16 protein-coding genes are annotated in these 18,417 nt (G+C 54.4%); 10 read left to right on the top strand and 6 right to left on the bottom strand.

What is annotated here, in order from left to right; genetic code table 11:
- Positions 1 to 17: 17 nt before the first annotated feature.
- From fhuA to hrpB, 3 genes are all read right to left on the bottom strand, one after another.
- The gene (gene fhuA / locus AAEY27_RS17995) at positions 18 to 2,192 is read right to left on the bottom strand and encodes a ferrichrome porin FhuA (RefSeq protein ID WP_342322170.1); all 2,175 of its coding nucleotides are present in this window, start codon (positions 2,190 to 2,192) and stop codon (positions 18 to 20) included.
- A 281-nt stretch (positions 2,193 to 2,473) separates the two neighbouring features.
- The gene (gene mrcB / locus AAEY27_RS18000; protein WP_342322171.1) at positions 2,474 to 4,990 is read right to left on the bottom strand and encodes a bifunctional glycosyl transferase/transpeptidase; all 2,517 of its coding nucleotides are present in this window, start codon (positions 4,988 to 4,990) and stop codon (positions 2,474 to 2,476) included.
- A gap of 117 nt (positions 4,991 to 5,107) precedes the next feature.
- Entirely contained in the window at positions 5,108 to 7,537 is a 2,430-nt protein-coding gene (gene hrpB / locus AAEY27_RS18005; RefSeq protein WP_342322172.1) for an ATP-dependent helicase HrpB, read from the bottom strand.
- Positions 7,538 to 7,610: 73 nt separating this feature from the next.
- On the opposite strand from hrpB, the gene thpR reads away from it, so the two are divergent.
- The 9 genes from thpR (at position 7,611) to panD (ending at position 14,672) form a co-directional block, all read left to right on the top strand.
- A complete protein-coding gene (gene thpR / locus AAEY27_RS18010) occupies positions 7,611 to 8,141 on the top strand; it encodes an RNA 2',3'-cyclic phosphodiesterase (protein WP_342322173.1) in 531 nt (176 codons plus the stop codon).
- Positions 8,142 to 8,150: 9 nt separating this feature from the next.
- The gene (gene sfsA, locus AAEY27_RS18015) at positions 8,151 to 8,876 is read left to right on the top strand and encodes a DNA/RNA nuclease SfsA (protein WP_342322174.1); all 726 of its coding nucleotides are present in this window, start codon (positions 8,151 to 8,153) and stop codon (positions 8,874 to 8,876) included.
- Positions 8,877 to 9,028: 152 nt separating this feature from the next.
- A complete protein-coding gene (dksA, locus tag AAEY27_RS18020) occupies positions 9,029 to 9,484 on the top strand; it encodes an RNA polymerase-binding protein DksA (protein ID WP_012016093.1) in 456 nt (151 codons plus the stop codon).
- Between the two features lie 91 nt (positions 9,485 to 9,575).
- Positions 9,576 to 10,472, top strand: coding sequence for a tRNA glutamyl-Q(34) synthetase GluQRS (gluQRS, locus tag AAEY27_RS18025; RefSeq protein WP_342322175.1), 897 nt, complete (start codon positions 9,576 to 9,578; stop codon positions 10,470 to 10,472).
- A 54-nt stretch (positions 10,473 to 10,526) separates the two neighbouring features.
- Positions 10,527 to 11,924, top strand: coding sequence for a polynucleotide adenylyltransferase PcnB (pcnB, locus tag AAEY27_RS18030; RefSeq protein WP_342325631.1), 1,398 nt, complete (start codon positions 10,527 to 10,529; stop codon positions 11,922 to 11,924).
- The gene (folK, locus tag AAEY27_RS18035) at positions 11,921 to 12,400 is read left to right on the top strand and encodes a 2-amino-4-hydroxy-6-hydroxymethyldihydropteridine diphosphokinase (RefSeq protein WP_342322176.1); all 480 of its coding nucleotides are present in this window, start codon (positions 11,921 to 11,923) and stop codon (positions 12,398 to 12,400) included. Before pcnB ends, folK begins: the two co-directional genes overlap by 4 nt.
- Before the next feature lie 108 nt (positions 12,401 to 12,508).
- Positions 12,509 to 13,300: a 3-methyl-2-oxobutanoate hydroxymethyltransferase gene (gene panB / locus AAEY27_RS18040; protein ID WP_342322177.1), complete on the top strand. Its 792-nt coding sequence runs from the start codon at positions 12,509 to 12,511 to the stop codon at positions 13,298 to 13,300.
- A gap of 11 nt (positions 13,301 to 13,311) precedes the next feature.
- Positions 13,312 to 14,166, top strand: a complete 855-nt coding sequence (gene panC / locus AAEY27_RS18045; RefSeq protein WP_342322178.1) for a pantoate--beta-alanine ligase — start codon at positions 13,312 to 13,314, stop codon at positions 14,164 to 14,166.
- A gap of 125 nt (positions 14,167 to 14,291) precedes the next feature.
- Positions 14,292 to 14,672 carry an aspartate 1-decarboxylase gene (gene panD, locus AAEY27_RS18050; protein ID WP_342322179.1) on the top strand — a complete coding sequence of 127 codons (381 nt, stop codon included), beginning with the start codon at positions 14,292 to 14,294 and terminating at the stop codon, positions 14,670 to 14,672.
- Between the two features lie 4 nt (positions 14,673 to 14,676).
- On the opposite strand, the gene AAEY27_RS18055 is transcribed toward panD, so the two are convergent.
- Positions 14,677 to 15,921, bottom strand: coding sequence for a polysaccharide deacetylase family protein (locus tag AAEY27_RS18055; RefSeq protein WP_342322180.1), 1,245 nt, complete (start codon positions 15,919 to 15,921; stop codon positions 14,677 to 14,679).
- Between the two features lie 233 nt (positions 15,922 to 16,154).
- Here AAEY27_RS18055 and AAEY27_RS18060 point away from each other — a divergent pair, with 233 nt between their 5' ends.
- Positions 16,155 to 16,478 (top strand): hypothetical protein, encoded by a 324-nt coding sequence (locus AAEY27_RS18060; protein ID WP_342322181.1) that lies wholly within the window; start codon positions 16,155 to 16,157, stop codon positions 16,476 to 16,478.
- A gap of 238 nt (positions 16,479 to 16,716) precedes the next feature.
- Here the strand turns inward: AAEY27_RS18060 and AAEY27_RS18065 are convergent, their stop codons facing one another.
- Both AAEY27_RS18065 and AAEY27_RS18070 read right to left on the bottom strand, forming a co-directional pair.
- Positions 16,717 to 17,487, bottom strand: coding sequence for an ABC transporter permease (locus AAEY27_RS18065; protein ID WP_342322182.1), 771 nt, complete (start codon positions 17,485 to 17,487; stop codon positions 16,717 to 16,719).
- A complete protein-coding gene (locus AAEY27_RS18070; RefSeq protein ID WP_342322183.1) occupies positions 17,484 to 18,410 on the bottom strand; it encodes an ABC transporter ATP-binding protein in 927 nt (308 codons plus the stop codon). Before AAEY27_RS18070 ends, AAEY27_RS18065 begins: the two co-directional genes overlap by 4 nt.
- Between the last annotated feature and the right edge of the window lie 7 nt (positions 18,411 to 18,417).

The following is an 18,417-nucleotide window of genomic DNA, read 5'->3' on the forward strand; positions in this document are numbered from 1 at the left end:
CCGTGCCCGAAGAGAGATTAGAAGCGGAAGGTTGCGGTCGCCACCACCTGACGCTCTGCGCCCCAGAAACAGCCGTAAGACTGGAAGCAACTGGAAACGTAATCACGATCAAGTAAGTTATTGACGTTCACAGCAACACTTGAACCAGCCATGCCCAGGCGGGCTAAGTCGTATTTGATAACTGCGTCCATCACCGTCGCGCTACCCACTTTAAATGAGTTATCCGGTGCGCCATAGCTGGAACCGATGAAACGACCGCCTGTCCCCAATGTCAGACCAGACAGCACGCCAGTGTTAAAGGTGTAATCACCCCACAGCGATCCCATATTACGGGGCACCTGCTCAACGTGATTGCCTTTCAGGTTAGTGTCTTTGGTGTATTCGGCATCAATGTATGTGTATGACGCGGTCATATTGATATTGGCATTAAGAGCAGCTTTCGCTTCAAGCTCAATACCACGAGAGCGCACTTCACCTGACGGAACTTGTAATGTCACATTGCTCGGGTCAGTCGTAAGAGTGTTCGTCTTCGTCAGCTGATAAACCGCACCGCTAAGCACGATCGGCATATCTTTCGGTACGTAGCGAACACCCGCTTCATACTGCTCACCTTTAGACGGTGCGAAAGCCATACGCGGCGTGCTGTAAAGATCGAATGCGTTCGGCTCGAAGGACTGGCTGTAGCTGATATAAGGTGCAATACCGTTATCAAACAGATAGTTCACACCGCCACGCCAGGTGAACTGATGATCGTTGCGCTCAACAGAGCCGCCATCAGCACGCACGGTCGTTTGTTGGTTTGACCAGTCGTAGCGACCACCGAGTGTGAAGACCCATTTATCCCACTCGGCCTGGTTTTGCGCATAGATGCCAGTCTGCTTGCTTTCGTTCAATTGATAAGGTGCTGCATCACCAAAATCGAAATCTTCCGGAGAATAAGGATTGTAGAGATCGATTGATGGCGCACTGCCGAAAGTCGCATTGATGTCGTTACGCATACGCATGTAATCAACACCCGTCAAAAGAGTGTGCTCAACTGCGCCCGTCGCAAATTTGCTTTGCAGTTGAGTATCTACACTGAAGTTTTGCAGGCGTTCATTATCAACAACGGTTCCGCGATTGAGGGTGTGCCCGTCAGCTGCAATACCTGTACCGTATACACTCTGTTGCGCCGTTTTCATTTCGGCAAAGCGTAAATTTTGACGCACCGTAAAGGTGTCATCAAAACCATGTTCGAAGCTATAGCCGACCATCTTCTGGTTGCGAGAATACGAGTTATTCTTTGCACCCTCGTTGAAGTCGGTACCAATGCGTGAACCATTTGGCAATGGTTCAACAGTCCCTTCCTTCGGCAACCAGCCGTAATAGCCCGTTTGTGGTTCATTCTGGAAATAGGACAGGAAGGTAAAATTGGTTTTGTCGTCAGGACGCCAGGTGAAAGACGGCGCGATCGCATAGCGTTTCTGCTTTGCATCGACTTGCTGCTGATCGTTAGAACGCGCAACACCGGTCAGGCGATAGGAAAACTCACCGTTATCATCCAGCGCATCGCTGAAATCAAAACCGGTTTGGTACAAATTATCGGTACCCATTTTGAACTGAACTTCATGCAACGGCGTGGTCGTCGGACGCTTGCTGACCATAGAGATAATGCCGCCGGGATTGCTCTTTCCGTACAGGACGGAAGTTGGGCCGCGCATCAATTCAACACGTTCCAGCATGTAAGGGTCGATAACCGCGTCGTTATAGAAATTGCCCTGTAATTTCAACCCGTCCAGGTAATTGTTCTGGCTTAGGCCGACAGAAGTGAAACCACGGATGCTGACAAAATCGTAGGTATTCGATGCACCACGGTTGCTAACAACCACCCCAGGTGTGTAACCCAAAGCTTCTTTCACAGAGGCTGGCTGACGAATTTGCATCTCTTCATTGGTCACCACGGAAATAGACTGCGGGGTCTTTTCAATCGGGGTGTCAGTTTTGGTTGCCGTCGCGGAGTGTTTCGCCGCGATTGTCGGAGCCGGGCCCCAAGCATTTTCTTGCGAAGCAGCAGTGGTAACGGTGATGGTTTCTTCGTTTTGGGTGGTTGCAGCCTGTGCGTAAACAGACATGCCGCTAACCGCTGTGGCTACTACAACTGCAATTTTACGCAGCGTAGTATTGACTGGCTGAGCAGTTTTTGGACGCGCCATTGGTTTATCTCTGATCAATGAGTGAACGATAACGTAAACGAGAATTATTATTATGACCGCAGAATAATATGCGAAGCGTTGTATGCATAGCAAGCGGAATGCCATCTGGCGCCGCTTAAAGGCTGAAGAAATAACCAGCTAAAAAGCAGGTGGTTAATTAGGTATTAAAGGGGTTTTAACGCAACGTTATTCGAATGTTTTAGATAACGGGAAATAAAAAACCCCCAGACTTTTCAGTTGGGGGTTTTTGTCCTTAACAATGACGGCTTATCCGTTATGGCTTAGTTACTGCCGAACATGTCTTTAATCCAACCCGCTACGCCATCACTTTTCTCTTCCTGCTGCGGCGGCTGTTGCTGCGGTTGCTGTTGTGGCTGCGTCGATTGATCAAACGGATTCCCCGTTTGCGGCTGCATCTGATTTTGCTGGCACAGCGCGTCCGGATTGGTGGTCCACACCGGTACCGAACGGACACCGCCGCCACCGCAGACAAAATTACCCATATCGTCAACGCCCATATCGGTAATGTCTTCCGGCGGAGTCAGATCCAGCGGGATCGGCGACTGGTTTTGCAGATAACGCTGGTAAATCGCCATCGCGCCGCTGGCACCGTACAGTTTGGTCGGCTGGTTATTATCGCGGCCCACCCAGGTAATGGTCACTTCGCGCCCGTCGATACCGGCAAACCAGGTATCAACGTTATTGTTGGTGGTGCCGGTTTTACCCGCCAGGTGTAAGCCCGGATATTTCGCGCCAAGCTGGCGGCCAGTACCGCGCTGGATAACCTGTTGCATCGTCCACAGCGTCATATACGCCGCCTGCGCCGGCACTGCGCGCTCGGCCTGCGGGAAGCTCTGGTACAACACCGAACCGTCTTCGGCAATCACCGAACGCAGCGCGGAAAGCGGTGCGCGGTTACCGCCGCTGGCGATGGTCTGGAACGCCTGCGCCACTTCGATCGGCGTCAGGTTCAACGCTCCGAGCAACATCGACGGCATGCCGGTCAGTTGATTTTTCGGTGCGCCGAGTTTCTGCCAGGTATCCGTTACCGCCGGTAAGCCTACCGCCATACCAAGGTTCACGGTCGGCACGTTCATTGAACGGGTCAGCGCGTCGACCAGCATTACCTGGCCGCTAAAACGGCGATCATCGTTCTGCGGAGACCACACCTGGCCGTTGGACAGGCGCAATGAAATCGGCGCATCCGCAATCCAGGTGTTGAGACGATAAATATTCGGCTGGCTCAACGCCGTCAGATAGGTGGCCGGTTTCGCCAGCGAACCAATCGAACGGCGCGCCTGCATCGCACGGTTGTAACCAGCGAACTGCGGCGTTGAACCGCCGACCATCGCCCGAACTTCACCGGTATAGCGGTCAACCACCACCATTGCGGTTTCAAGGTCGGACAATTTACGCTGTTTGATTAGCGCTGGAATGCCTTCCACAGCGGCTTTTTCAGCGGCATCCTGCGCCACGGAATCAAAGGTGGTAAAGATCTTCACGCCGGAGAGATCTTTCACTTTATCGCCCAGTTTGGCCTGCAACTCCTGGCGCACCATCTGCATAAACGCGGGCTGCGGTGAAATCACCCCGCCGCGCGGCTGCACACCCAGCGGGCGAGCACTCAGCATGTCATACAGTTCCTGATCGATGACATTCTGCTGTTGCAGCAGACGCAGCACCAGGTTGCGACGCTCCAGCGCCAATTTCGGATTACGCCACGGGTTATAGACCGACGCCCCTTTCACCATGCCCACCAGCAACGCTTGCTGATCAAGGCTCAACTCTTCAACCGGGCGGCCAAAGTAATAGAGGCTCGCCAGCGGGAAGCCGCGGATCTCATTGTCGCCGCTCTGACCGAGGTAGACCTCGTTCATATACAGCTCAAGAATGCGATCCTTGCTGTAGCGGGCATCGACAATCAGCGCCATATAGGCTTCGTTAGCTTTACGCCAGTAAGAACGCTCGCTGCTGAGGAACAGGTTTTTCACCAGCTGCTGCGTCAGCGTGCTTGCGCCTTGCACCGTGCGACCGGCCGTCAGGTTAGCCAGCACCGCACGGCCAATCGAGTAGAAGCTGATGCCGTCATGCTCATAGAAATGGCGGTCTTCGGTCGCCAGCAGCGTGTCCACCAGCAGATCCGGGAAGCCATTGCGCGCCACAAACAGGCGCTGTTCGCCGTTTGGCGACGAGAGCATCGTAATCAGGCGCGGATCGAGACGGAAGAAACCGAACTGGCGGTTGCTGTCCATGTTCTCAATGGTTTCCAGGCGATCGCCATCAAAGGTCAGACGCGCGCGTACCTGCCCTTCTTTACTGTCCGGGAAATCAAACGGACGGCGGATCATCTCAATGCTTTGCGCCTGCACGGTAAATTCGCCGGGACGCGTCATCTTCGTCACCTGGCGATACTGTGTGGCTTCCAGCAGTTTCACCATCTCATTTTTACTGATGGCCATATCCGGTTCGAGGTTGACCATTCGGCCATACACCGCAGCCGGCAGTTGCCAGACTTTACCGTCGATACGGGCACGGATTTTTTGATCCAGATAGACGCCATAAATGGCGATCAATACCGCTAAGACGATGGAAATTTTTAACAACAGCCAGAACCAGCCGCGTTTACCGCGTGGCTTCTTGCCTTTGCCTCTCCCCTTTTTCGGCATGGGTTCTCCCTCGTTGTCATCTTCGTAATCGTCGTACTCCTCTTCCCGAAGTCGACGACGACTCACTTTTTCTTTCGCCGGACGCGCAGGTTTACCTTTACGTCCAATTGGCTCGCGGTCATTCCCCGCCATGCTTTACTCTCCGCAACGTTCAGGCGCAAGGGCCTGATTCTCAGTTCTTCTGCGCGCGGGCAGAAGAAGAAATCTCTCAATTTATAGCATTGCTGAATGACGCTACGCGCGTCAGCGCTATGAATACTTTTTGGTACGCCGCGTGGGAGCGGTGTTCGCCGGATCGTCCGGCCAGACATGTTTTGGGTAACGCCCTTTCATCTCTTTTTGCACTTCGCGGTAGGCTCCCGCCCAAAACGCGCTTAAATCACGCGTAATTTGTAATGGCCGTTGCGCAGGTGAAAGCAGCTCCAGTACCAGCGCCACGCGCCCTTGCGCAATGGTCGGCGTGGTCGCCTCGCCAAACATCTCCTGCATCCGCACCGCCAGCGCAGGTGGGTTATCTTCGTGATACCGAATAGCTATCCGGCTTCCCGTCGGCACAGTGTAATGCCCAGGCAGCTCACTATCCAGCCGTTGACGTAACGACCACGGCATCGCGTTTTGTAACGCCTGCGTAACATCAAGCGCCTTGAGATCGCGCAGCGAGCGAATGCCGCCCATTTGCGGCAGCAGCCACTGCTCAAGATTGTCCAGCAGCGACGCGTCATCGACCGCCGGCCAGTCGTTTTCCGGTAGCCATTTCGCCGCGCAGTGTAAACGTAAACGCAGCTGCTCAGCGTCCGCCGTCCAGTTCAGCACCCGCAAGCCTTTATCGCGAATACCGTTCAGCATCGCCTGGTGCAACTCCGCTTCCGAGGGTTTCGCCAGCGGCTGCGCGCTCAGCGTCAGTTGCCCAATCTGGCGGCGGCGAAAGGCTTTCAGCGTGCCTTGCGCATCGTCCCATTCAACGGTGTCCGACTGCTGTAACAACTGCGGGCAGCGGGCGACCAGCGCCTCTATATCCAGCGGCAGCGCCAGTAAAATGCGCGCATCCGGCGACTGGCTGCCTTGCAACAATAGCGGTGCGACCAGCCATTCATGGCGGTTGAGCGCATCATCGGCATCCAGCGTCGCGCCCATACCATTTGCCAGTTGATAACGCCCCTGTTGACCACGCCGCCGCGCGATGCGATCGGCAAATGCGCTGGCTAACAGCTCTGCCAGCGCTGCACTGTCCGGCTCACCGCCGTTGCTTTTCAGCCTTCGCGCAAGCTGGCGCGCGCGCTGTTGCCAGTTCGCCTGATCGCGTGAAAATGCCGCGCTTAAATCGCTGTTCCCGGCGCGGGGCGGCTCTTCCAGGATGGCGGCAAGCTTCGCCGCCGTCGCGATTTCATCGACACCCTGGGCCCTCACCAGCATGGCGGCAAGACGCGGATCGTTACCGAGCGCCGCCATTTTCATGCCAAACGGCGTTAACCTTTCGTCTTCCAGCGCCTGAAGCTGGCTTAGCAGCTTACGCGCGGCTGCCAGATTGGCCGCTGGAGGCATATCCAGCCAGCTCAGCTGTGCGGGATCCTGGCATCCCCACTGCAACAGTTCCATCAACAAGCCGGATAAATCACTGTGCCGGATTTCCGGGCTACTTTGCGCCGCTGCGCGCTCCGCCTGCTCTTTGCCGAGTAAATGCAAGCAAATCCCCGGCTCAAGGCGACCAGCACGCCCGGCACGCTGGGTCATCGACGCTACGCTGACCCGCTGCGTGATCAGCCGCGTTAGCCCACTGCGGGCATCAAAACGCGCCACACGCTCCTGGGCGCTGTCCACCACCAGGCGAATCCCTTCGATGGTCAAACTGGTTTCGGCAATATTCGTTGCCAGCACCACTTTTCGCTGCCCGGCAGGTGCGGGCAAAATCGCTTTGCGCTGCTCACTGAGCGGCAATGCGCCATATAAAGGGCAAAGCAGCGTATCGCTGCCGACGCGCGACGCGAGCTGCTCCTGCACGCGCTGGATTTCGCCAACGCCTGGCAAAAACAGCAATAGCGAACCGGTTTCGCTGCGCAATAATTCGGCAGTCGCTTGCGCCACCGCTTCATCAAAACGCAGATGGGTAGGTAAAGCCTGGTAACGTTGATCAACCGGAAAGGCGCGGCCTGCGGAAACAATCGTTGGCGCGTCCGGCAACAGCGCCTGCAAACGGTCGTTATCCAGCGTCGCGGACATGATCAGCAATTTGAGGTCGTCCCGCAGCCCTTGCTGCACGTCCAGCAGCAGCGCCAGCGCGAGATCCGCCTGCAAGCTGCGCTCGTGGAATTCATCAAGGATCACCAGCCCCACGCCGCTGAGCTCAGGATCGTTCTGGATGAGACGCGTCAGAATCCCCTCGGTGACCACTTCAAGGCGTGTGTTCGGCCCAACACACGTTTCCGCACGCATGCGGTAACCGACCGTTTCGCCAGGCTGTTCATTGAGGATTTCCGCCAGCCGCTGCGCGACATTACGCGCCGCCAGACGCCGGGGTTCGAGCAATAAAATTCGCCCGCGGATATCGCCTTGTTGCAGCAGTTGCAGCGGTAACCATGTGGATTTCCCCGCACCGGTCGGGGCGCTTAACAGCACCTGCGACGCGCTTTGCAGCGCAGCAAGAATATCGGGTAGAACAGCGGCAACCGGCAGTGAGGACACGAAAGCTCCAGGGGGGTTAACAGAAGGCGGCCAGCAGTATAACATCGCCACAAATCATTACCGAGGCCACTTCATGCCCGAATCCAAAAGGCTGTTTTTTGCCCTCGAACTGCCCGCCGATATCCAAACGCAGGTGGTTCAGTGGCGCGCACAGCACTTTTCACCAGAAGCCGGACGCCCAATTGCCACGGCGAATTTGCATCTGACGCTGGCGTTTCTTGGCGATATCAGTGCGGAAAAACAGCGGGCGCTGGAATCCCTTGCCGGGCGAATCCGCCAGGCAGGTTTCACGCTCAATCTGGATGACGCCGGGCACTGGCTGCGCTCAAGGGTGGTATGGCTGGGTTCTCGCCAGCCGCCGCGCGGGCTATTGCAACTGGCTGATATGCTGCGCGCGCAAGCTTCACGCAGCGGCTGTTACCAAAGCCCGCAGCCGTTTCACCCGCATATTACGTTGCTGCGCGATGCCAGCCACGCGGTCACCATCCCGCCGCCGGGGTTTCGCTGGTCTTTTCAGGTCAGCGAATTTGTTTTGTATGAATCGCAATTTATCCAGGGCCGTACTCGCTATACGCCGCTGAATCGCTGGACGCTAAAAATATAAGGATTTCATATGGAGTTCGTCCCGCCGCTTAAATCCGCCACGCTTATTTTGCGCTATAAGCGTTTTCTGGCGGATGTGGTAACACCAGAAGGTGAAACCCTGACATTACACTGCCCGAATACCGGCGCAATGACCGGTTGCGCTACGCCTGGCGACACGGTTTGGTATTCCGTTTCGAATAATCCTAAGCGCAAATATGCTCACACTTGGGAATTAACTCAAACGCAAAAAGGCGCATTTATTTGCGTTAATACGCAACGGGCAAATATGTTGACGAAGGAAGCGATACTCGCTGACCGCCTGCCGGAGCTGACTGGCTATAGCTCGCTGAAAAGCGAAGTAAAATATGGTGCGGAGCGTAGCAGAATTGATTTTCTGTTGCAGGCGGACGGCAGGCGCAACTGCTATATTGAAGTGAAATCGGTCACGCTCGCCGAGCAGCAGTCAGGTTATTTCCCGGATGCAGTAACGCTTAGAGGCCAGAAGCATTTACGGGAATTAATGAGCGTAGCGGCCAATGGCGATCGCGCGGTTATTCTGTTTGCCGTTTTGCATTCCGCCGTTGAACATTTTTCTCCCGCACGCCATATTGACGAGGAATACGCACGATTATTATGTGAAGCACAACGCCGGGGGGTAGAAGTTATTGCTTATAAAGCGGAACTTTCTGCTCGTAATATCACTCTTAGCTTGCCGCTACCTTTTACGCTCGAAAGGCAAGCGATTGACGAATAAGTGTTTTGGTCGCGTGCGCAAATACGCTTTTCTTCACAGGGTTGTCAAGTGTTACGTTTAGATATTTGCCATCCGTAAAAGCATCTGCTATTTATAGCGGCCTGATTTTTCCCCCACACGGGGATCGATAGTGCGTGTTAAGGAGAAGCAACATGCAAGAAGGGCAAAACCGTAAAACATCGTCCCTGAGTATTCTCGCCATCGCTGGGGTGGAGCCGTATCAAGAGAAACCGGGCGAAGAGTATATGAACGAAGCCCAGCTGTCGCACTTCAAGCGAATTCTTGAAGCATGGCGTAATCAACTTAGGGATGAAGTCGATCGCACCGTCACGCATATGCAGGACGAAGCAGCTAACTTCCCGGATCCGGTTGACCGTGCCGCTCAGGAAGAAGAGTTCAGTCTGGAACTGCGAAATCGTGATCGCGAGCGCAAGCTGATTAAAAAGATCGAAAAAACGCTGAAAAAAGTAGAAGACGAAGATTTCGGTTTCTGCGAGTCCTGCGGCGTTGAAATCGGTATCCGTCGTCTGGAAGCGCGTCCGACTGCCGATTTGTGCATCGACTGCAAAACCCTGGCGGAAATCCGCGAAAAACAGATGGCGGGTTAATCCCCCGACATCTCTGATGGCGCATCGCTAAGGCGTGGTGCGTCTTATACGGCGGGAGTGATTCCCGCCCTATATTTTTTTGCCCGTCGACATGCCTGAATCACACTATATCGGGCGCTTTGCGCCATCCCCATCCGGTGAACTGCATTTTGGTTCATTAATTGCCGCTCTCGGCAGCTACCTGCAAGCGCGCGCGCAACAAGGCGTGTGGCTCGTACGCATCGAAGATATTGATCCCCCTCGCGAAGTTCCCGGCGCGGCCAACACTATTTTACGTCAGCTCGAACACTATGGTTTACAGTGGGACGGTGATGTGCTGTGGCAATCCCAACGGCATAACGCCTACCGCGAGGTGCTGGAAACGCTGCAACGTGAAGGGTTAAGTTATTTTTGCACCTGCACACGGGCGCGCATTCAAAGCGTCGGCGGCATTTATGACGGCCATTGCCGCCTGCTGTATAACGGCCCGCAAAACGCTGCGGTACGTCTGCTGCAACGCCAGCCGGTACTGGAATTTCAAGATCGCTTGCTTGGCCGTATCGTCGCCGATGAAAAACTGGCGCGCGAAGATTTCATTATTCACCGCCGTGATGGGCTGTTTGCTTACAACCTGGCCGTTGTGGTCGATGACAATTATCAGGGCGTGACGGAAATTGTGCGCGGCGCGGATTTGATTGAGCCAACAGTGCGGCAAATTTCGCTCTATCAACAGCTTGGTTGGACGGTTCCGGGGTATATTCATTTACCGCTGGCGCTTAACGAACAGGGCAATAAGCTCTCCAAACAGAATCACGCGCCTGCCTTACCGGCTGGCGATCCGCGGCCCATATTAATCAGGGCTTTACAATTTTTGAACCAGGATGTAACAAAAGAGTGGCAGGATCTGCGCATCGATGCATTGCTGGAAAAGGCAGCGGCGAACTGGACGCTTTCTCGTGTACCTGTAACGCGGGATGCGAATACGGCATTCTCAAATGCCTCGCGCTGAGCTATGATTAGCCGCTATTTTTTGTCCTGACGTCTGACACTACCGAGGTGTACTATTTTTACCCGAGTCGCTAATTTTTGCCGTAAGGTGCTGAGCCGCGAAGAAAGCATGGTTGTTGAGGCGATGGCCCAATCGCAAATGACGGTTATTCCGCGTGAGCAGCACGCTATTTCCCGCAAAGATATCAGTGAAAATGCGCTCAAGGTGCTCTATCGTCTGAACAAAGCGGGCTATGACGCTTACCTGGTAGGCGGCGGTGTGCGCGACTTATTGCTGGGCAAAAAACCAAAAGATTTTGACGTGACGACCAGTGCGACGCCGGATCAGGTGCGTAAACTGTTCCGCAACTGCCGTCTGGTTGGCCGTCGTTTCCGCCTGGCGCATGTCATGTTCGGGCCGGAAATCATCGAAGTCGCCACTTTCCGTGGTCACCATGATGATCAACAAACCGATCGCACCATCTCCCAACGCGGGCAGAACGGCATGCTGCTGCGCGATAACATTTTCGGCTCGATTGAAGAAGATGCTCAACGTCGCGACTTCACCATCAACAGCCTTTATTACAGCGTCGCTGATTTTACCGTGCGCGATTACGTCGGCGGTATGCGCGACCTCGAAGAGGGCGTTATCCGTCTGATTGGCGACCCGGAAACCCGCTACCGCGAAGATCCAGTGCGCATGCTGCGCGCGGTGCGTTTCGCCGCCAAGCTCGGTATGCAAATCAGTGAAAAAACCGCCGAACCGATTCCTCGCCTTGCAACCTTAATTAACGATGTGCCGCCGGCGCGTCTGTTTGAAGAGTCCCTTAAGCTGCTGCAAGCGGGTCACGGATACGACACTTGCCAGTTGCTGCGCCAGTATGGCCTGTTCCAGCCCCTGTTCCCGACCATCACCCGCTATTTCACCGAAAAAGGTGATAGCCCGATGGAGCGCATTATCGATCAGGTGCTGAAGAACACCGATAACCGCATTCGTAATGATATGCGCGTTAACCCAGCGTTCCTGTTTGCCGCGATGTTCTGGTATCCGCTGCTGGAGAACGCGCAGCGTATTACGCAAGAAGGCGGGCTGGCCTATTACGATGCTTTCGCGCTGGCGATGAATGACGTGCTCGACGAAGCCTGCCGTTCGCTGGCGATCCCGAAACGCATTACCACGCTGATTCGCGATATCTGGCAGTTGCAACTGCGGATGTCCCGCCGCCAGGGTAAACGTGCGTGGAAGCTGATGGAGCACCCGAAATTCCGCGCCGCCTATGATTTGCTGGCGCTGCGGGCCGAAGCGGAAAACAACAGCGAACTGCAACGCCTGGCGAAATGGTGGGGTGAGTTCCAGGTTTCCGCGCCGCCAACGCAAAAACATATGCTGGACGATTTAGGCGAAGAACCGGCTGAACGCCGTCGCCACCGCCGCCCGCGTAAACGCACCCCGCGCCGCGAGGGCAGTGCGTGACCCTCGCGTATATCGCGCTGGGCAGCAATCTGGCCTCACCGCTCGATCAGGTTAACGCCGCGATTGCTGCCATTGGCGAGATCCCCAACAGCCGTATCGTGGCGGTGTCCTCGCTGTACCGCACTCCCCCGCTCGGGCCACCGGATCAACCGGATTATCTCAATGCCGCCGTGGCGCTGAAAACCGACCTTGCGCCAGAAGCCCTGCTCGACCATACCCAACGCATTGAATTGCAACAGGGCCGCGTTCGCAAAGCCGAACGCTGGGGACCGCGCTCGCTCGACCTCGACATCATGCTGTTTGGCGATATCACGCTGAACACCGAGTGCCTCACCGTTCCCCATTACGACATGAAAAACCGCGGGTTTATGCTGTGGCCGCTGTTTGAAATCGCCCCTGATCTGCACTTCCCGGATGGCGAATCCTTGCAGGCCATTCTTGCGCGCCTGAACGCGCCAAAACCCGATGCCTGGTAATTCCGTCCTTTCTTTGTGACCCGCGCCAATGGGTTGCCTAAAATCATTGCCCGTCTGAATGTTGCTGATAGAATGCGCCAGAATCGCTTTCGACTATCAGGAAACGCTATGAAACCCACTACCCTTTCGTGGCTGCTCAAATGCAAGCAAGAGAAAAAACGCTTCGCCACTATCACCGCATACGACTACAGCTTCGCAAAACTGTTTGCCGAAGAAGGGATTAACGTCATGCTGGTTGGTGATTCGTTAGGAATGACGGTTCAAGGTCATGACTCTACCCTGCCGGTGACGGTGGCGGATATCGCTTATCACACGCAGGCCGTGCGCCGTGGCGCGCCCGCTTGCCTGCTGCTCGCCGATCTCCCCTTCATGGCTTATGCCACACCGGAACAGGCGTTTGAACACTCCGCCACGGTGATGCGTGCCGGGGCCAATATGGTGAAAATCGAAGGCGGTCGCTGGCTGGCGCCGACGGTGAAAATGCTCACCGAACGCGCCGTTCCGGTGTGCGGTCATCTCGGATTAACGCCGCAGTCGGTGAATATTTTCGGCGGCTATAAAGTCCAGGGGCGCGGTGAAGCGGCTCAAGGGCTTTATGACGATGCGTTGGCGCTGGAAGCGGCAGGCGCGCAGTTGCTGGTGCTGGAGTGCGTACCGGTTGAGTTGGCAGAGCGCATTACCGCAGCATTAACCATTCCGGTAATCGGGATTGGCGCAGGCAATGTGACCGACGGGCAGATCCTGGTGATGCACGACGCGTTTGGCATTACCGGCGGGCATATCCCTAAATTTGCCAAGAATTTCCTCAGTGAAGCAGGCGACATGCGCGCCGCCGTCAGGCAGTATGTGGCGGAAGTCGAGTCCGGGGTTTATCCGGGCGAAGAGCACAGTTTCCATTAAGGAGCCAAGGTGTGTTGATTATTGAAACCCTCCCGCTGCTGCGTCAGCATATCCGCAGATTGCGCCAGGAAGGAAAACGCATTGCGCTGGTGCCAACGATGGGCAACCTGCACGATGGTCACATGAAACTGGTCGACGAAGCCAAAGCCCGCGCCGATGTGGTGGTGGTGAGCATTTTCGTCAACCCGATGCAGTTCGACAGGCCAGACGATCTGGTGCGCTACCCGCGTACGCTGCAACAAGATTGCGAAAAACTGAATAAACGCAAAGTTGATTTCGTTTTTGCTCCCGCACCTGCGGATATCTACCCGCAGGGCACCGATAGCCAAACCTATGTCGATGTGCCGGGCATTTCGACGATGCTGGAAGGCGCAAGCCGTCCTGGCCATTTTCGCGGCGTGTCGACCATCGTCAGCAAACTGTTTAACCTGGTACAGCCAGATATCGCCTGCTTCGGCGAGAAGGATTACCAGCAGTTGCAGTTGATCCGCAAAATGGTCGCTGATATGGGCTACGACATTGAGATTGTCGGCGTACCGACCGTGCGGGCGAAAGATGGCCTGGCGCTCAGTTCGCGCAACGGTTATCTCACCGCCGATCAGCGCAAAATCGCCCCGGCATTAAGCAAAGTGATGAATGCCATCGCCACAAAATTGCAGGCGGGCGAGCGCAATGTTGAAGAGTTGGTGGTCATTGCGGAGCAGGAAATCAACGACGCCGGTTTGCGCGCCGATGATATTCAAATCCGCGACGCGGACACCCTGCAAGCGCTGTCCGAAAGCAGCCAACGTGCGGTCATTTTGATGGCGGCCTGGCTTGGTCAGGCGCGGCTTATCGACAATAAAGTGGTCGAATTCGCCCGCTAGACAGGGCGAATAAATCGGGCAATACTCCTCTGCACGCCGGTTCGGGCGTACGGAAAACAGACGGGGAATATGCATGGAGCTGCCCCCCGTTTTCAGGTTAATTATCAGCAATAAAGGTTTAATTTATGATCCGCACTATGCTGCAAGGCAAGCTCCACCGCGTCAAAGTGACGCAGGCAGACCTGCATTACGAAGGTTCCTGCGCCATTGACCAGGATTTCCTTGAGGCGGCTGGTATTCTGGAATACGAAGCCATCGATATTTATAACGTGACCAACGGCAAACGCTTTTCAACTTACGCGATTGCTGGCGAGCGCGGTTCCCGAATCATTTCTGTTAACGGCGCGGCGGCACACTGCGCGGACGTGGGCGATATCCTGATTATCGCCAGCTACGTCACCATGCCGGATGAAGTTGCCCGTAGCTGGCAGCCGAAAGTGGCCTATTTTGATGGCGACAACGAGATGAAACGCACCGCGAAAGCCGTGCCGGTTCAGGTTGCCTGATGCCCTACCCCTGCGGCTGATTACTGATCAGCCGCGACATTGTCTCCAGCGAATCCGTTTTCAACACATACACTCGCTTCAGTAAAAACGGGTTATCGCCCGGCTTCACTTTTCCCCGCACTGTGGTAACCGCCAGATGGAAACCCGCGTCATTCGCCGCTTTCACCGCGTTATCGTTATAGCCGCCAAACGGATACGACAGATAGAGTACATGTGGGTTGAACTGCGCCAGCGCACGGCGCGAGTGTTTAAAATCAAACAAAATATTGTGATAACTGCGGCTGAGCAGAATCGGGTGCATCGCCGCATCAACCCTGTGCAGAAAATGGGTGTGCGACTGCACATCAAACACATCCTGAATGCTGTTCAGTTCCGACACGCTCATAAACTGCAATGACTGTGGATCCCACTTCTGCGGTAGTAATTTAATGCGCGACGAGATAATAAACGCCGTCGCCTTAAAACCGTAGCCATGCAGGATCGGATACGCGTAACGGCTGACGGATTTCAGTCCATCATCAAAGGTGATAACCACCGATCGCGCGGGCAAATTCATGCGGTTACGCACGTAGCCTTCCAGTTGGTACATCGACAACGTGGTGTAACGCTGGTCGCGCAGCCAGGTCATCTGGTTAGTGAAGGCGCGCACCGAGGTCGTGGTCGAGGTGTGACGAAAACGCGTGTTCTCTTCATCGCGCAGAATATGGTGATAAGTCAGCACCGGCAGGCCATTATCTTCTTGCGCGTCAAGACTGCTGACCCATGCCAGCCGGTTGCCGATGCGGATCTGAAACCAAGTCAGGTTCAGTCTGTCTTTCAGCTTATTGATAATGGGGTAACGCAGATTTTCCGCCAACGTACCAAACTGCGGGCTGGTGTTATCCGGGGCGTTATACAGCGGCGTGTCCTGCCAGGTGATCAGATTCTGGTTACTGAGCGGCTTATGCAGATCGCCCAGGCTATCTTCCACGCGTTGGTCGCCCGATACCGCCTCCAGATGGCCTTTGTCGATAAACCCGCTGCCAAAACCGAAACGAAACGCGTAGTCATCATCCGCACCCGGCACCACGGCGAGGATTTGTCCGGCGCGGATATTGCCGACAGTCACCACTCTGTCGCCCACCTGCGCCCAGATATCGGCATTTTCGGTGGTTTGCATATAACGGGCAGGAACACGTTGTTCACTGACAATACTGGCAGATGCGCCGCACGTAACGAGCAGCAGCAGAAGGGTAATCAAACGAGACATGAGACGAACCGGGTTGAGAAACTGTCATAATTGTAACAAAGCCTGGCGGGTTTAATGGCTTTGATTATGTCAAAAAAGGAGCTAACTCTGCGGATTGCTTTCCTGCACATGTAACGTAAACCAGTATATTCATCTATTAACACCGAATTATTCCAGTTAAAAATTTGCATTCCCTCCTCATTCGTCTATTTTTAATTTGCAATTACAGCTTAATAATGGACTAAGGGATTATCATGAACATGGAAAAAACTATCATTCTGTCTCTGCTTTTGAGTTTTTCATCATTTTCAGGCATTGCTGCCACGGTTCAATGCCCTGCAAAAGCAAACATAACGTCAACGGTAGTGGAAAAGGACACGGATGGTATTTCAAGTATGACTTATTGCTCCCCATCAGCCGCTGATTGTAAATGGAAAGGATTCGACCCAATGGCGATAATAGGTAGCAAAGTAAAAGAGCTCTTAAATTCTGGTAATAGGCCAACAAAAAACAATGGCTTAACTTATTGCGATTACAAATTAGAGACGGGTGATCAAATCAGAATGTCTTTAAAATAATATTGATTGCAGTTCCTGACTGACAATAAGACCGTCAAAGCGGTCTTATTGAATGCGCGGTATAAGACGGAAAAAATCCGTGCTGCCAAAGCAGACACGGATGAATTCAGTCGTTGCATGGGTAGGGTCTCAGTCCAGGGCATAGCGAGTCTCCTCTTTTATGCCAGTCATAACTGTTACCCATGTTTCCGGTTCATACCGCCAGCGCCATCCGGCGAAATGCCCCGTAAAACGTCAGTTAACTGCGCAGCCCGCGCCCGCGGTTAATCAAATACCAGCACAGCAGGTAGAAGAAGAGAATAAACACCACCAGCACGGTAACCGTGGTGAACAGCGGCACATCCGAAATGCCGAGGAAACCAAAACGGAAGCCGCTGATCATATAAACGATCGGGTTCAGGTGTGACAGAGCCTGCCAAAACGGCGGCAGCAGCGTCATGGAATAGAACACGCCGCCCAGATAGGTTAACGGGGTCAGCACGAACGTTGGGATCAGGCTGATGTCGTCAAAGGTTTTGGCGAACACCGCATTCAGCAGACCCGCCAGCGAGAACAGCACGGCGGTCAGCAGCAGCGTCAACCCGACGAATAACCATGAATGCACCTGGAAAGGCACGAAAAACAGCGAAACTGCCGTGACCAGAATACCCACGCACAACCCGCGCGCCACGCCGCCGCCAACATAGCCCGTGATGATGACATGCGTCGGCACCGGGGCGACCAGCAGTTCTTCAATGTTGCGCTGAAACTTGGCGCTGAAAAACGACGAGGCCACGTTGGCGTAAGCATTGGTGATCACCGCCATCATGATTAAGCCCGGCACGATAAACTGCATGTAGGTAAAGCCGTGCATTTCACCGATGCGCGAACCAATCAGGTTGCCGAAAATAATGAAATAAAGCGTCATGGTGATCACTGGTGGAACCAGTGTCTGCACCCAAATACGCATAAAACGCTGGATCTCTTTGTACCAGATACTTTTCAGCGCCACCCAAAACAGTTGCATCATGCGCTTTCTCCTTTCCTGTCATGCACCAACGTCACAAACAGTTCTTCGAGACGGTTGGCTTTGTTTCGCATACTTAATACCTGAATCCCCTGCGCGCTTAACTGGCTGAACACGCTGTTTACCCCCTGTTCCCGCAGCACTTCCACTTCCAGCGTGGAAGTGTCCACCAGCCGGTATTGGTAACCTTCGAGCTTCGGCAGTGGGCATTTCGGCGCTAAATCGAGAATAAATGTTTCCGATTTCAGCTTGGAAAGCAGCGACTTCATGGAGGTGTTTTCGATCAGATCGCCACGCTGGATGATGCCGATATTGCGGCACAGCATTTCCGCTTCTTCCAGGTAGTGGGTGGTCAGAATAATGGTGGTGCCTTTGTCGTTCAGATCTTTCAGGAAGCCCCACATTGAGCGGCGTAACTCAATGTCGACGCCCGCCGTTGGTTCATCAAGGATCAGCAATTTCGGCTCATGCATTAACGCACGGGCAATCATCAAACGGCGTTTCATCCCACCGGAGAGCATTCGCGCACGTTCGTTGCGTTTTTCCCACAGATCAAGCTGGTTCAGGTATTTTTCGCTACGAACCAGCGCCTCTTTGCGATCGACGCCGTAGTAGCCCGCCTGGTTAACCACGATCTGCTGCACGGTTTCGAACGGGTTGAAGTTGAACTCTTGCGGCACCAGCCCAAGCTGGCGTTTCGCATTTACCACGTCTTTTTCCAGGTCGTAGCCAAAGACACTGACACGCCCGGAAGATTTATTTACCAAAGAACTGATAATGCCAATGGTGGTCGATTTCCCCGCGCCGTTCGGCCCAAGAAGCGCGTAGAAATCGCCCGCTTCTACTTTTAAATCAATACCGCGCAGCGCCTGAACGCCGCCCGGGTAGGTTTTTTTAAGCTGCTCAAGCTCCAGTGCAATGGTCATGAATTAT

This window comes from Kosakonia sp. BYX6 (assembly GCF_038449125.1).
GTDB lineage: Bacteria > Pseudomonadota > Gammaproteobacteria > Enterobacterales > Enterobacteriaceae > Kosakonia > Kosakonia calanthes.